The sequence below is a fragment of the Echinicola salinicaeni genome (assembly GCF_014280965.1).
Taxonomy (GTDB): Bacteria; Bacteroidota; Bacteroidia; order Cytophagales; family Cyclobacteriaceae; genus Echinicola; species Echinicola salinicaeni.
Genome location: NZ_JACODZ010000008.1, coordinates 287,531 through 301,432 on the forward strand (window position 1 = coordinate 287,531; position 13,902 = coordinate 301,432).

The following is a 13,902-nucleotide window of genomic DNA, read 5'->3' on the forward strand; positions in this document are numbered from 1 at the left end:
TCATTGATCTAATACAATCGCAAATACTAATGGAGCCACAATGGTTGCATCAGATTCTATGATGTATTTTGGTGTATCAATGCCCAGTTTCCCCCAGGTTATCTTCTCATTAGGCACTGCCCCTGAATAAGATCCGTAAGAAGTCGTCGAATCAGAAATCTGACAGAAATAGCCCCATAAAGGCACGCCATCCCTTTGCAAATCCTGATGCAACATAGGTACTACACAAATAGGGAAGTCTCCAGCTATCCCTCCTCCTATTTGGAAGAACCCTACAGTACTGTCATCTGTAGCATTTTCAGTATACCAATCTGCCAAATACATCATGTACTGAATACCGCTTTTCACGGTATGTACATTCTTCACATCTCCTGTGATACAATGTCCTGCAAACATGTTTCCCAATGTTGAATCTTCCCAACCCGGAACGATAATAGGAAGATTCTTCTTAGCAGCTTCTAACAGCCAGCTATTTTTCGGGTCAATCTGATAGGACTGCTCCAGTTTGCCAGAAAGTAAAACCTTATAGAAGAATTCATGTGGAAAGTAGCTCTCACCGGCTTTATCTGCCTTAACCCATTCCTCCAGAATCACATCTTCAATTCGCCTCATGGCTTCCATTTCTGGAATACAGGTATCAGTGACCCTGTTCATATGTCTTTCTAGCAAATCCTGTTCCTCTTCTGGTGAAAGCTGGCGATAATGTGGAACTCTTTCATAATAATCATGAGCAACCAGGTTAAAAACATCCTCTTCTAGGTTGGCTCCGGTACAAGTAATAATCTGTACTTTATCCTGACGGATCATTTCAGCCAATGAAATCCCCAATTCTGCGGTGGACATGGCTCCAGCTAAAGTAACCATCATTTTACCATTATTGTCCAAGTGGGCTTTATATCCCTCTGCAGCATCGATCAATGCAGCTGCATTAAAATGCCGATAATTATGCTTGAGAAATTCTGTAATTTTCATCTGGTATAACGTTTAAATAATTACTAAAATTACTGATATAATTAACACAAAAAAAAGCCCGGTTCAAAACCGGGCTTTTTCATTTATTTTTTAGCAACGGTCTGCTACTTACCTTCTTCTTTGGTAGAATCCGTAGCAGGAGCAGCAGGCTTGGCTGCAGGATCATAAGCATCATTCAATCCTTGAGTAACTGAAGCCGTTACATCAAGCGCATCATGCGCATACCATACACCACCGCCTCTGGTATATGAAAGGATCATTTCTAGGTTATTTTCTTCAGCATAACCTTTCAAAAAGACTTGGATTTTGTCATATACCTCATTGTAAAGATTGGCTTCATCAGCAGAAAGTTCCTGCATCAAGTTATCTCTGTAGGTTACCAAATTTCTCTCCTTCTTCATCAAGTCCTCTTGCTTGGCCCTGGATTGGTTAGGCGTCATATTTTGCGCAGTCTGTTGGAAATTAGCCACTTCTTGCTCAAAGCCTTTGGCCCTATTAGAAAGCTCACTCTCATAGCGCTTACCTTTCTCAGAAATTTCAGCTGACTTATCCTTAAAGTACTGGTAATTGTTGATTACACTGTCTGTGTTGATATAAGCAATATTCAAATCGCTCAAATCCACAGTACTTTCTGATTCAGCCCCTGCTCCGGCAGCAGCATTTTCATTTCCCTTATTATCACAAGCAGACAAAAGCGCTCCTGCAATACCTAAAATTCCTAGTGCTTTACTAATTTTTCTCACGTTACTGTTTTATTAATTCAACTTGTCGCAAATATAAACAAAGTTCTCATTCTACAAATCGAAATCTAACTTGTTCATATTTTTTAACATTTTTCCTTCAGGAAATAATTTTGATTTAAACTTACTCAGAAGAAGATTTCTTGAGCCAAGCGAAATGTATTGGCATGCGCATCAACGATATGGCTGATTTTTTCGGAATATCCCCCACCCATACAACACATTATTGGAATTTGATTGCGATGTGCAGCACTCAAAACCAATTGATCCCTTTCCTTGCATCCAGCTATACTAAGCCCCAACCTACCCAATTTATCAGTTGACAATACATCAACACCACTTTGAAAGATAATAAAATCAGGTGCCACCTTATTGATGAGTGGCTCTAGGTGCTGCTTTAAAAGACTGATGTAGAATTCATCCCCCACTTTGTCGGGCAATGCCACATCCAAATCGGATGTTTCTTTATGCATGGGATAATTGGAAGCACCATGCATACTGAAGGTAAATACTTCAGGAACGTTTTGAAAAATTTCAGCAGTGCCATTTCCTTGATGCACATCTAAATCTATCACCAGTACTTTATTTACCAGCTCATTATCCAAAAGGTAATTTGCAGATATGGCAATATCATTTAGCAAACAAAATCCTTCTCCTTTATCTGAAAAAGCGTGATGGGTCCCTCCAGCAATATTCATCGCAATCCCATATTGTAAGGCAAAAAGGCATGCCTGTACAGAACCATGCATGATATTAACCTCCCTATCTACCAAAGCCTTACTAAGTGGAAATCCTGTTTTCCTAATTTCTGATTTAGAAAGGCTTAAATTCTGAAGTTTATCTACATAGTCAGCATGGTGGGTATTCAGAATCCATTTACTTTCAAGACTTTTCGGGGTAAAAAGGTTGTCCTCACTGATTGTTCCTTCATATAGCAACTGTTCAGGCAATAACTCATATTTCTCCATAGGGAACCTATGTCCTGGAGGAAGAGAATGTGCATATTTAGATGACCAGGCAATTTTCAACATAGTTGGCAAAATAAAACCGTTTGCTGAACATCAACAAACGGCCGGAGCAAATGGTTATATTTTTTTATCTATTCTTCTACATCTTCGTCCTCAGACTGAAAAGCATACATCGTATCGTCCAAAACTATGTTATCATCATTGAATTCCTTTATGAACTTGGTGATCACCTTTTCATCTATGTGTTCTACATTCAAGGCTACATCTAAACCAATTCCATAATCATGATTGGTGTCTTCATCAATAAACTCCTGTACTTTTACCGATTCATCTTCCTCTATCTCCATAATAATCTCGGTAATGAACCAACCGATTTCTTCTTCATCACTATTCAAAGGCTTCAAATTTCCATTCTCATCTTCTTCATAGTGAATGCCCTTGAAATTAGGGAATTTTTTTGCAGCCTTATGCTCTGCCAATTCATAAACCTCACTGGTATGATGAAGCCTCAAGGTATACATAGCTGCATCATAAATCACTTCCTTACCTTCATACATCCCAATAAAATAGAAATTCACATATTCATCACTGTTATCAGGGGAAGGTACTATTTTGAAGTTTTTCCCTGAAGCTTTCAATTCGGTCTTGAGAGCATTTATTATCTCGGGTTTAAAACCATCATTCTTGTATTGCATATTATTAATCGAAAAGGGTGTTAAAGTCTATACTATGACTAGCATTATATATGTAGGTAAAAATATAAAACAGTTACAGCTAATTTGTAACTACCTTTTATCAAAATCAAATTACAATTATTTGATAAAAATAAAAATCATTACTTGCAAAAACTGATTTCATATTTTATTAATTCTTTGACTAGTTTTTCAGTTATTATTCTCAAACAAAGAAACGCCAAAAATGGTGTTTATTATTGATAATATAAAACTAAATAACAAAGCCCACCAAAAACCATCCACTTCAAAGCCCGGCACTATATTCTCGGCCAGCAGAATGATCAAAGCATTAATGACCAATAAAAATAATCCTAATGTAAATATGGTAATAGGTATGGTTAAAATGATCAATAAGGGTTTTACCGTATAATTCAATAAACTTAAAACTGCTGCTATAATAACAGCTACCCAAAAATCTTCCACACTTACTCCCGGCAATAGATAGCTAGCTATGATCACAGCAAGTCCTCCTATAACCAATTGTACCAAAACATTTCCACATCCTTGATTTGCCATGAAGAAGTATCATTTAAGTTTTATCTCAATCATCAATTATTATATAAAAACCAATTACTCAATTCTTGTATTTATAAGTTCATCAAAATCCTCAATAAAAGGACAAATAAATTTTATTGGTTAGGTATAACAAAAGCTGATTTTATGTTTCAAACTAATTTCAATAATCAATTTGACTGATTTTTTTTACTGTCAATTTGTAAAGATTTATAATTTTTATCCTAATTCTTGTTTGATTTAACTTAGAAAACCTGCCAATCCAAAAAATGATCCACGCTTAAAACATGAGTTTCATCATAATATATTAAAAATTTCAAGATCACATTTATATTTTTTATTATAAGGGACTATCTTTGTGATCTTAAATCAATTCTAAATTACGTGATTCTTATAGTTTTCTTTCTACTTCATTGGTATTTCTCTCTGTTCTGCCAAAGCTTCTTTCTGCATCGTTATGCAGCCCATCAAATGTTCGTCATGAACAAATTTTGGGAGAAGTTCTTTTATGTGTTTACTTGGGCTTGCCAGGGAAGTTCTTACCTTTCTCCACGTGCATATGCTATCCTTCATAGGATGCACCACGCTTATAGTGATACGCCAAAAGATCCGCACAGCCCGCATCATACAGAAAATCTGTTTACCATGATGTGGAAAACAAAAAACATCTACAATGAATATTTTTCTTTCAGACTTAAGCCTGAGGAAAGATTTTCAAAGGATGTTCCTGATTGGAATAAATTTGACCGCATGGCTGATAATATGATGGTCAGAGTAGCGTGGGGATTGCTCTATGTTGCCATATATGTACTTAGTATAAGTGTATTTGAACTTCCAGGTACCCACTGGTGGATGTACTTCTTGCTCCCTATTCATTTTTTGATGGGACCAGTGCATGGAGCCATAGTAAATTGGAGCGGTCATAAATATGGCTATGCTAATTTTGATAATAATGACCAATCCAAAAACAGTCTGTTACTGGATGTTTTAATGCTTGGTGAATTATTCCAAAACAACCACCATAAATTACCTAACAGACCTAACTTCGCGGTCAAATGGTATGAATTTGACCCTACCTACCCTGTTGTAAAGTTATTGCACTTTACTAAAATCATTAAACTGAGAACACAATAGCAATAACGATAGGCCACTCATTTAAGTGGCCTATTTTTTTACACACACAAACTAAATAATTAATTTAAACTATCTATATAGTTGTAAAACTAAAGCATTATCTTTAATTTGGCCTTGCCAATAAGAAGATCTGTCTCTTGCTTGTTATTTACAAACTAAATGATTAAGTTGAAGAAAAAAACAAACAGATAAAATGAGAGAGTTAACAAGAGCCGAAGAACAAGTCATGCAAATTCTATGGGATATCGAGAAAGGATTTGTCAAAGATATCCTGGTAAAAATGTCTGAGCCCAAACCAGCTTATAATACGGTATCTACTATCATCCGTATTCTAGAAAGAAAAGGTTTTGTGAAGCACAAAGCTTATGGTAAATCTCATGAGTACTACCCTATTGTTACCAAAGATCAGTACAGAAGTTTCTCTATTAAAAATTTACTGTCAGGCTATTTTGGTGGTTCTTTTTCCAAGCTTGCTTCCTTCTTCGCCAAAGATGAAAACATGGACCTAAAAGAACTTGAAAAATTAATGAATGAGGTAAAAGATGACGTAAAATAAGTCATATGGCACATTTGGTGGACTATATCTGGCAGAGTACTTTCTGCCTCTTATTTTTTTTCGGAATTTATTGGTGTTTTCTTAGAGGGGAGAAAGTTTTTACGCTTACCAGAGTTTTTCTTTTGATCTCCCCTGTTTTGGCACTTTTGTTCCCATTGATTGAAATTCCTGTTGCATTTACAAAGCCTACAATATCCTTAGAAAACACTGATTTTCTGCAGGCATTAACTTCCCTAAATGCACAAGAAGAAGTGGTTGGAACATTCGGCCTTCCAGAAGTGACTGTAAGAAGTACCAAACTGCCCATTTTACTAGAATGGAAAGACTATTTGTTTTTGGGTTATTTGATTATATCGTCTATACTGGCAGCAAGGCTTTTTTGGCAATTACTACAATTAAGACTCCTCAAAGAAAAGGGATGGTACCAAACCATCTATAACCTTAAGCACCAATACTTTTATATCCCTACTTTTGGAATGGCTCCTGTATTTTCATTTTTCAACAAGTTATTTTGGGACGATACCCAAGAACTCAATGAAAATGAAAAAGCACATATTATCAAGCATGAAATTGAGCATATCAGGCAGGGACACTCTTGGGATATGATTTATTATCAAGTCTTGTGCATTTTATTCTGGTTCAACCCAGCCATTCACCTTATGCGTGTAGCGCTGATAGACACCCATGAATATTCGGCAGATGCCAATGTCCTCAGACAAACTGATAGCAAAGAAACTTACAGCAAATTAATCGTCAAAATAGCATTCAAGGGACTTGATCTTCCTATTGGCAACCATTTTATTAGATCAACAACTTTAAAGCGAATTATGATGATGAAAAAAGCAGAAAAGACCAATTGGTTCAAATTGCTCATGGTAATCCCTCTAACCGCCATGTTATTGGGCTTGGTTTCTATGAAAACCACTAATTCGGATGGATTTTTATCTGAATTCACCAACTTGAGTATCAATTCCATCAGAAAGCAAATTGTATCTGCACAGGATTCGATTAATGTCAACACCCGTGTAGTTAAGATCAAATCACCGAAACATTATGAATACGTTTCATCTTTAGAAAATGGCAAAATCACTGCACAATTTGGAGATTTACAATATGAAATCAGCAATATCTCAGATAATGATGAATACAGCAAAGTCTTGGAAATGCTCAATATTTTCAAACAAAATTCTTCTTTTACCAAAGATTACGGAATAGAAAACCTCAAGCAAACAGCAGATTCCATGCCCGCTCCCAAGGGTGGAATGGAAGCTTGGAACAGGTATTTGTCCAAAAACCTAAAATTCCCAAAAGAAGCCAGGCAGCTTGGTGCGAAAGGAACCGTTTATATCGAATTTGTGGTAGATAAAGAAGGTCGTATCCTCTCACCCAGCATCAAAAAATCTATGGGAATGGGACTGGATGATGAGGTATTGAGAATGTTCAGTCTTGAGGGCATGCCCAAGTGGAACCCTGGTATGGACAATGGACAAGCGATCAACACCTTAATGGTATTGCCAGTAAAATTCAAAGTAGCGGGAGGTGAAACGGCACAAAAAAGTCCCTTCTTTAATAAGCCTAGTCAGAAGAGTAACAATGAAGTCTTTGATGTAGTGGAAGACATGCCTGCCCCTTATGGAGGTATGAATAATTGGAATGATTACTTGGCCAGTAGTCTTAGATATCCAGAGCAAGCCAAAGAAAAGGGCGTTGAAGGCACCGTCTATGTGACATTTGTCGTGGACAAAACCGGTGAACTAAAGGATCCTCAAATCCTTAGGGGGATTGGTAGCGGTGCTGATGAAGAAGCCATAAGAGTCATTAAAAATGCAGACAAATGGAAACCTGGCAAACAAAACGGTACTGCCGTCAACGTTAGAATGAAAGTACCTATCAAATTTGCTATTAATGATCAAAACAAGAAGAAATCAAACCGTTTGAATGAAGTAGTAGTCGTAGGCTATGGAGTCCAAGCAAAAAAGTCTCCAACTGATGGGGCTTCAGTGAATAAACAAGAAATAAAACACCTCAATCAAGCCATATTTTTTATCAATGGAGAGGAGTATGATAAAGAAATCATCAGCCAGATTTCTCCAGTTGACATCGAGAGTATCAGTGTACTCAAAGATGAAAAAGCCACAAATAAATATGATGCCAAGGGCAAAAACGGTGTCATAGAAATTACCTTAAAAGAAGGTGTTCCGCTACCCGACAAAGCACCAAAGGGTTCTTCAAGCGTAGAAGAAATAGAAGTCACTAAAAAACTCGCTGTTGATAAAAAACCGCTTTATGTAATAGATGGAGTTATTCAAACGCAAAAAGAAATGAAGAAAATGGATCCCAAAAACATTGCTACCATTTCAGTTCTTAAAAACGGTGATGCCAAGAACTTATATGGTAGTAGAGCAAAGGATGGGGCAATCCTGATTACGACAAAAAAATAAACCTTTCCTGGAAAGCTGTCCTTCTCTTTGGTCTTCCAGTAGCTGTTCCGTAATTTAGAGTTTAGGCATTAATAAATTCTTAAACCAAAAATCAAAAAACTATGGGAAAAGGAGATATGAAAACCAAAAGAGGTAAAATCAATAGAGGGACTTTTGGAGCGAGCAGACCTCACAAAAATCAGAATATAAAAACCAGAAAAGAAAAACTGGACAACAAATAAATCACAACCACCAACCTAACAAAAGCCTGAAAATTTCTTTTCAGGCTTTTGTTTTATAACGCCTTATGTAAGTAAAACTAAGTAGTTTAGTCCCCATAAATTCAAGTATTTTTTCCCTTAGCTGATCCAACTCAAGTACATAGTGCGTAAGTAGCTGAAATGATCAACTAATTAGTACTATGAAAACACAAACAAACAAATTTCTAGCTGTTGGGCTCCTGGCAACCACTGCCCTTTTTAACATCTCCTGCGACAATAATGACGATATGGACATGCCTGAAAATAATGTAGCCTCTCTTTTTGTTTCTTCCAATACCAGCGGAGAAGTTTCTATTATTGATTTTTCGGATGAAAGCAATATTACCACTACCACCACTGCTGCTGCAGGTACTGATGCCGATGGTATATATTATGATCCAGAAACAGATGAAATCATACAACTTGTTCGCTCTGATAACTCTTTGAATGTCTATGGAGACATCATGTCATCCATGATGAATACAGGTATTAATATTTCCTTAGGCATCAATACGACAGGAGGCTTTGTGAGCGGTAGAGAAATCGCTGTCAGCAATGATATGGTCGTTGTAGCAGAATCACCTGTTGAAGCCAATGGCAACCAAAGCAGCCTTTATGTTTACCAAAAAACCTCATCCGGATTCTCCTTACAAAAGACTTTTGCAGTAGACTTCGCTCTATGGGGAATCCATTTAGAAGGTAATACGCTCTATGCCATCGTGGATAAAGACAGTGACCTGGCAGTATTTACTAATTTCTTCTCCAATTCAAGTGGAATGATCAGTCCAAGCAAAAGAATCACTATCGAGGGCATTGTAAGAACTCATGGACTTACCTATTCTATGGAGGATGATTTAATGGTATTGACAGACATTGGAGATGCTGGATCTGATAGTGATGGAGCGATTACCATCATTACAGACTTTAGCAATAAGCTAAACGCTACTTCAAATGGAGGCACCATCGCATTGAACCAACAAGCCAGAATAGAAGGCAATAATACTTCATTGGGGAACCCTGTTGATGTAGCCTATAGTACAAACTCTCAAATGATATTTGTAGCAGAAAGGGCCAATGGAGGTGGAAAAATCCTTGCTTATAATTATTTCAGCAGCAATGGCAACCCTACACCTGCCTTTAGCCAAAATGTTGCAGGAGCCTCTGCAGTATATTTTTACGAAGAATAATCTACAACCACTAATATTACTACTCAGGTAAGAGGCTGTTTCATAATTTTATTATAGCAAAATTGGGGGACATTCCAGACATAGCGCAATGATAAGGGAATTGAACTTTTGAAACAGCCTCTTTTATATTTTTTGACAACTTTTTATGTTATCCCTGCTTAATTATTTCTTCTAAAAGCCAACTTTTCTCTAAAAACATATTCAATAAAAACTCCACTTAAATTTATCAGTAATAAAAGAAGCCCACTCTACCGCTTTATAGAAACTAGGCTAAAAAGGTAATCTTTCAAAATCTTTCGTTTTAAGAATATGATTTAAAGATCATTTAAGGGCTTTTCCTATTAAAAACACTCACCAACCTATTTCCCTATTGGTTTTATAGGGATTATATCATAAAATAAAATTACCAAAAAGTCTTTTTCGAAAGCTTGCAAATTCAAAAATTGAATAGTTACTTTGTCCTATCCTTTACTTTTTAAAAGTTCAGGATTTATACAGAAGAGGTGAGAGACAGGCTCATAGACCCTCTGGCAACCTGGAAAATCCAAGGTGCCAATTCCTGCCAAGCGTGAATATCCTCGTTTGGAAATATAAATTCTTAAGATATGAATTTTACAAAAAGGAAAACACCAAAGACAAAGCAACGAGCAAAACTTTCTAATTACAACTTTTATATGTGCATCCAATCAATGCACAACGATAATTTTATGCCCTTAATGCACTAGTTGGGCAGATTATTATTTAATACCACTTCTTTAAAAATTTCTTTGTCAATTAACTAATAAGTTACTAACATGTCACAACCTTATCATTACGAAACCCTTCAGCTGCATGCTGGACAAGAACCTGACCCAACAACTAATTCAAGGGCGGTTCCTATTTATCAAACCACTTCCTATGTCTTTGACTCTGCCGAACATGGAGCCAACCTTTTTGGTCTAAAAGAATTTGGGAACATCTACACCAGGATCATGAATCCTACCACGGATGTATTTGAAAAAAGAATAGCAGCCTTGGAAGGTGGTGTAGCGGCTTTGGCAACAGCTTCCGGCCAAGCTGCGCAGTTTATTGCACTTAATAATTTCCTACAAGCTGGAGATAATTTTGTAGCCTCTCCATTTCTATATGGCGGAACCTATAACCAGTTTAAAGTATCTTTCAAAAGAATTGGAATAGATGCCAGATTTGCCAAAAGCGATAAGGCTGCTGACTTAGCAGCACTTATTGATGACAAAACAAAAGCCATCTATGTAGAGACCATTGGCAACCCTGAATTCAATATTCCTGATTTTGAAAGTGTAGCCAAATTGGCCAAAGAGCATGACCTTCCCCTAGTGGTCGACAATACCTTTGGTGCAGCAGGATTCCTATTCCAGCCGATAGCACATGGAGCCAATATTGTCGTTCAGTCTGCTACCAAATGGATAGGTGGACATGGAACTTCCATCGGAGGTGTAATTGTAGATGGAGGTAATTATAACTGGGGCAATGGTAAATTCCCTCAGTTCTCAGAGCCATCTGAAGGATATCATGGATTGAATTTCTGGGAAACTTTTGGAGATAACAATCCACTGGGTTTACCTAATATTGCTTTTGCCATCAGGGCAAGGGTGGAAGGCCTCAGAGACTTTGGTCCTGCATTGAGTCCATTTAATGCTTTTCAGCTTATCCAAGGTTTGGAAACACTTTCATTAAGAGTACAAAGGACCGTGGACAATGCCTTGGCTATTGCCAAATGGCTGGAAAGTCACCCAAAGGTACAGAAGGTGAATTACCCAGGTTTGGAAAACAGCCCTTATCATACCTTGGCTAAAAAATACCTAAAGAATGGATTTGGCGGTGTCCTGAGTTTTGAACTGAAAGCTGATAAAGAAGCTGCTGCTGACTTTATCAATAACCTTTCATTAGTCTCTCACCTTGCCAATGTTGGAGATGCGAAGACCTTGATTATTCAACCTTCTGCCACTACCCACCAGCAGCTCAGTGATGAAGAACAGTTAGCAGCCGGAGTTACTCCATCTTTGCTACGCTTATCCTTGGGCATCGAACACATTGATGATATCAAAGCTGACTTAAATGCGGCTTTTGAAAAAATAAAATAGTAAAATGAACTTACAATCACCGTATCTGATTACCGATATGAGCCAAGAAGTTTTCCATTGTGAGGAAGAATTGACTTTGGATTCAGGAGAAAGCCTGCCAGGCTTCCAACTGAGTTATACTACTCAAGGACACCTTACCCCTAAAAAAGACAATGTTATTTGGGTCCTTCACGCCCTTACTGGAGATGCCAATGTCCATGAGTGGTGGAGTGGATTAGTGGGAGAAGACAAGTTCTTCGATCCTACCAAGTACTTCATTGTCTGTGCCAACTTGCTAGGATCTTGTTACGGTTCCACTCAGCCATTAAGTGAGAACCCTAGCACAGGCAAGCCATATTATTATGACTTTCCTAACCTTTCTACCAGGGATATGGCCAATGCCTTTGACAGGCTTAGAGAACATCTTGGTATTCAGCAAATAGATACGGTGATTGGCGGTTCTCTTGGTGGTCAAGTGGCCTTGGAATGGTCTTACAAACTTGCTGACAAAGTTAAAAACACCATCATTGTCGCTTCGAACGCCAAGACCTCACCTTGGACCATTGGTTTTAACGAAGCCCAAAGAATGTCCATTGAATCTGACAGTACATGGGGACAAAACAATGCTGATGCCGGAAAAAAAGGACTTGAAGCAGCCAGAGCAATTGGCATGTTGAGCTACAGGCACCAAGATATCTTCCAGGCAAGCCAAGGTGAAACTGAAGAGAAAACAGATCATTTTAGAGTCAGCTCTTACCTTAGATACCAAGGTCAAAAATTAGCCAATAGGTTCAATGCCCTCTCCTATTGGGTATTGACCAAGGCCATGGACAGCCATGATCTGGGAAGAGGCAGAGGAGGCACAGCAGCTGCACTTTCGCAGATCAAATCTAAGGTCTTATCCATTGGCATCAATACAGACCTGTTGTTTACCAAGGAAGAATCCCAATTTATCAGTAAATATGTACCTAACGGTACCTATAGAGAAATCACCTCAATATATGGCCATGATGCCTTTTTGGTCGAAAATGAGCAGTTAAATTATATTTTAAAATCTTTTTATCTGGAAAATAATGGCTAAACAGATTGGCTTATTTGGTTTTGGAGTAGTTGGTCAAGGGTATTATGAAATAGCCCAAAAACACCAACAAGGCCTCAAACCTGACACCATAGTAGTACAAAACCCGAGTAAAAAAAGAAGCAAAGAAATTGCCTTTTCCTTTGAACCCAATGATATCCTGGAAAGGGATGTCGAAATAGGCATAGAGCTTATTTCAGATGCTGACAAAGCCTATGATTATGTGAGTACCCTGCTCAAAAAGGGCAAAAAGGTCATCTCTGCCAATAAAAAAATGTTGGCCAATCACCTGCCCGAGCTTATCCAATTGGAAAAAGACTTCGGAGGCAGTTTATTATATGAAGCCTCTGCTGCTGCCGGTATCCCGGTCATCACTACCCTGGACACCCAGTTTGCAGGAGATCGAATCGATTCTTTAGAAGGCATACTCAATGGTTCCTCCAATTATATCCTCACCCGCCTTTTTGAAGACGGATTAAGCATTGCTGACGCTATTAGCTTGGCCCAGGAAAATGGATTTGCCGAAGCTGATCCCAGCCTGGATCTCAATGGAAGTGATGTCAAGAGCAAGCTTTCCATTTTGGCGCTGCATGCCTTTGGACAATATATTGAAGAAAAAGAAATCGCTACACTGGGCATTCAGCATATTAGCTTGGAAGAAGTCAACCTCGCAAAGGAATTCGATTTAAAGATCAAATTAGTTGCTAAAGCCTACAGAGTTAAAGACGGAATAGTCGCTTATATCCTTCCTTCATTGGTAAATCCCAAGGATTCATTGTTTATGGTTGAAAATGAATACAATGCCATAAAGGTAAACTCGACGAATCTGGGAGAGCAATTTTACTTAGGCAAAGGAGCTGGAAGCTACCCTACTGGAGCTTCGGTGTATGCCGATCTGTGTAAACTGGAAAATGGATATGCCTATGGATACGATAAACTGAATGGTAAAAGTCCTGTCACAGCTGTCCCAAAAGCTGTACATGAAAAAGTGCTATTAAGAGCCAAGAACCGATCAATTTTAGAGAAGTTTGCGAATGATAAAGCCATCATCTTCAGAAATGATCAGTATTGGGCCATCACTGCAATGAATACAGCCAGTGTATTGGATTATGAATCAAGTATCGAGCAAGACGCCTTATCCATTTTGGCCATTAATGACAGCCTTAATATAGATCTCCTTGAAGACTATCTCAGATCAAGAGTAACAACTTCTATAAGTTAAAAAAGATCAATGTGAATTCCCCGATAGATTGATTAAA

Annotated in this window: 13 protein-coding genes and 1 riboswitch; of the genes, 8 read left to right on the forward strand and 5 right to left on the reverse strand. The window is 37.9% G+C overall.

Going from position 1 to position 13,902, the window contains the following annotated elements; genetic code table 11:
* From H7U17_RS16965 to H7U17_RS16985, 5 genes are all read right to left on the reverse strand, one after another.
* Entirely contained in the window at positions 1-972 is a 972-nt protein-coding gene (locus tag H7U17_RS16965; protein ID WP_186757939.1) for a deoxyhypusine synthase family protein, read from the reverse strand.
* A gap of 104 nt (positions 973-1,076) precedes the next feature.
* Complete coding sequence (locus H7U17_RS16970; RefSeq protein WP_186757940.1) at positions 1,077-1,715, reverse strand: OmpH family outer membrane protein; 639 nt, start codon at positions 1,713-1,715, stop codon at positions 1,077-1,079.
* A 125-nt stretch (positions 1,716-1,840) separates the two neighbouring features.
* Positions 1,841-2,743 (reverse strand): histone deacetylase family protein, encoded by a 903-nt coding sequence (locus H7U17_RS16975; protein WP_186757941.1) that lies wholly within the window; start codon positions 2,741-2,743, stop codon positions 1,841-1,843.
* 68 nt (positions 2,744-2,811) lie between these two features.
* The gene (locus tag H7U17_RS16980) at positions 2,812-3,375 is read right to left on the reverse strand and encodes a hypothetical protein (RefSeq protein WP_186757942.1); all 564 of its coding nucleotides are present in this window, start codon (positions 3,373-3,375) and stop codon (positions 2,812-2,814) included.
* A 189-nt stretch (positions 3,376-3,564) separates the two neighbouring features.
* Positions 3,565-3,930, reverse strand: a complete 366-nt coding sequence (locus H7U17_RS16985; protein WP_186757943.1) for a phage holin family protein — start codon at positions 3,928-3,930, stop codon at positions 3,565-3,567.
* Between the two features lie 381 nt (positions 3,931-4,311).
* Here H7U17_RS16985 and H7U17_RS16990 point away from each other — a divergent pair, with 381 nt between their 5' ends.
* The 8 genes from H7U17_RS16990 (at position 4,312) to H7U17_RS17025 (ending at position 13,865) form a co-directional block, all read left to right on the forward strand.
* Positions 4,312-5,061: an acyl-CoA desaturase gene (locus H7U17_RS16990; protein ID WP_186757944.1), complete on the forward strand. Its 750-nt coding sequence runs from the start codon at positions 4,312-4,314 to the stop codon at positions 5,059-5,061.
* Positions 5,062-5,254: 193 nt separating this feature from the next.
* Entirely contained in the window at positions 5,255-5,617 is a 363-nt protein-coding gene (locus H7U17_RS16995) for a BlaI/MecI/CopY family transcriptional regulator (RefSeq protein ID WP_186757945.1), read from the forward strand.
* Between the two features lie 5 nt (positions 5,618-5,622).
* Positions 5,623-8,058 carry a M56 family metallopeptidase gene (locus H7U17_RS17000; RefSeq protein WP_186757946.1) on the forward strand — a complete coding sequence of 812 codons (2,436 nt, stop codon included), beginning with the start codon at positions 5,623-5,625 and terminating at the stop codon, positions 8,056-8,058.
* Between the two features lie 101 nt (positions 8,059-8,159).
* A complete protein-coding gene (locus H7U17_RS17005; protein WP_186757947.1) occupies positions 8,160-8,279 on the forward strand; it encodes a 30S ribosomal protein THX in 120 nt (39 codons plus the stop codon).
* Between the two features lie 179 nt (positions 8,280-8,458).
* Positions 8,459-9,484, forward strand: coding sequence for a hypothetical protein (locus H7U17_RS17010; protein ID WP_186757948.1), 1,026 nt, complete (start codon positions 8,459-8,461; stop codon positions 9,482-9,484).
* Positions 9,485-9,971: 487 nt separating this feature from the next.
* Positions 9,972-10,081: riboswitch (SAM riboswitch) on the forward strand.
* A 197-nt stretch (positions 10,082-10,278) separates the two neighbouring features.
* Complete coding sequence (locus H7U17_RS17015) at positions 10,279-11,586, forward strand: O-acetylhomoserine aminocarboxypropyltransferase/cysteine synthase family protein (RefSeq protein WP_186757949.1); 1,308 nt, start codon at positions 10,279-10,281, stop codon at positions 11,584-11,586.
* A gap of 4 nt (positions 11,587-11,590) precedes the next feature.
* On the forward strand, positions 11,591-12,646 hold the full coding sequence (gene metX / locus H7U17_RS17020) for a homoserine O-acetyltransferase MetX (protein ID WP_186757950.1): 1,056 nt from the start codon (positions 11,591-11,593) through the stop codon (positions 12,644-12,646).
* A complete protein-coding gene (locus tag H7U17_RS17025; RefSeq protein ID WP_186757951.1) occupies positions 12,639-13,865 on the forward strand; it encodes a homoserine dehydrogenase in 1,227 nt (408 codons plus the stop codon). Before metX ends, H7U17_RS17025 begins: the two co-directional genes overlap by 8 nt.
* Positions 13,866-13,902 lie beyond the last annotated feature (37 nt).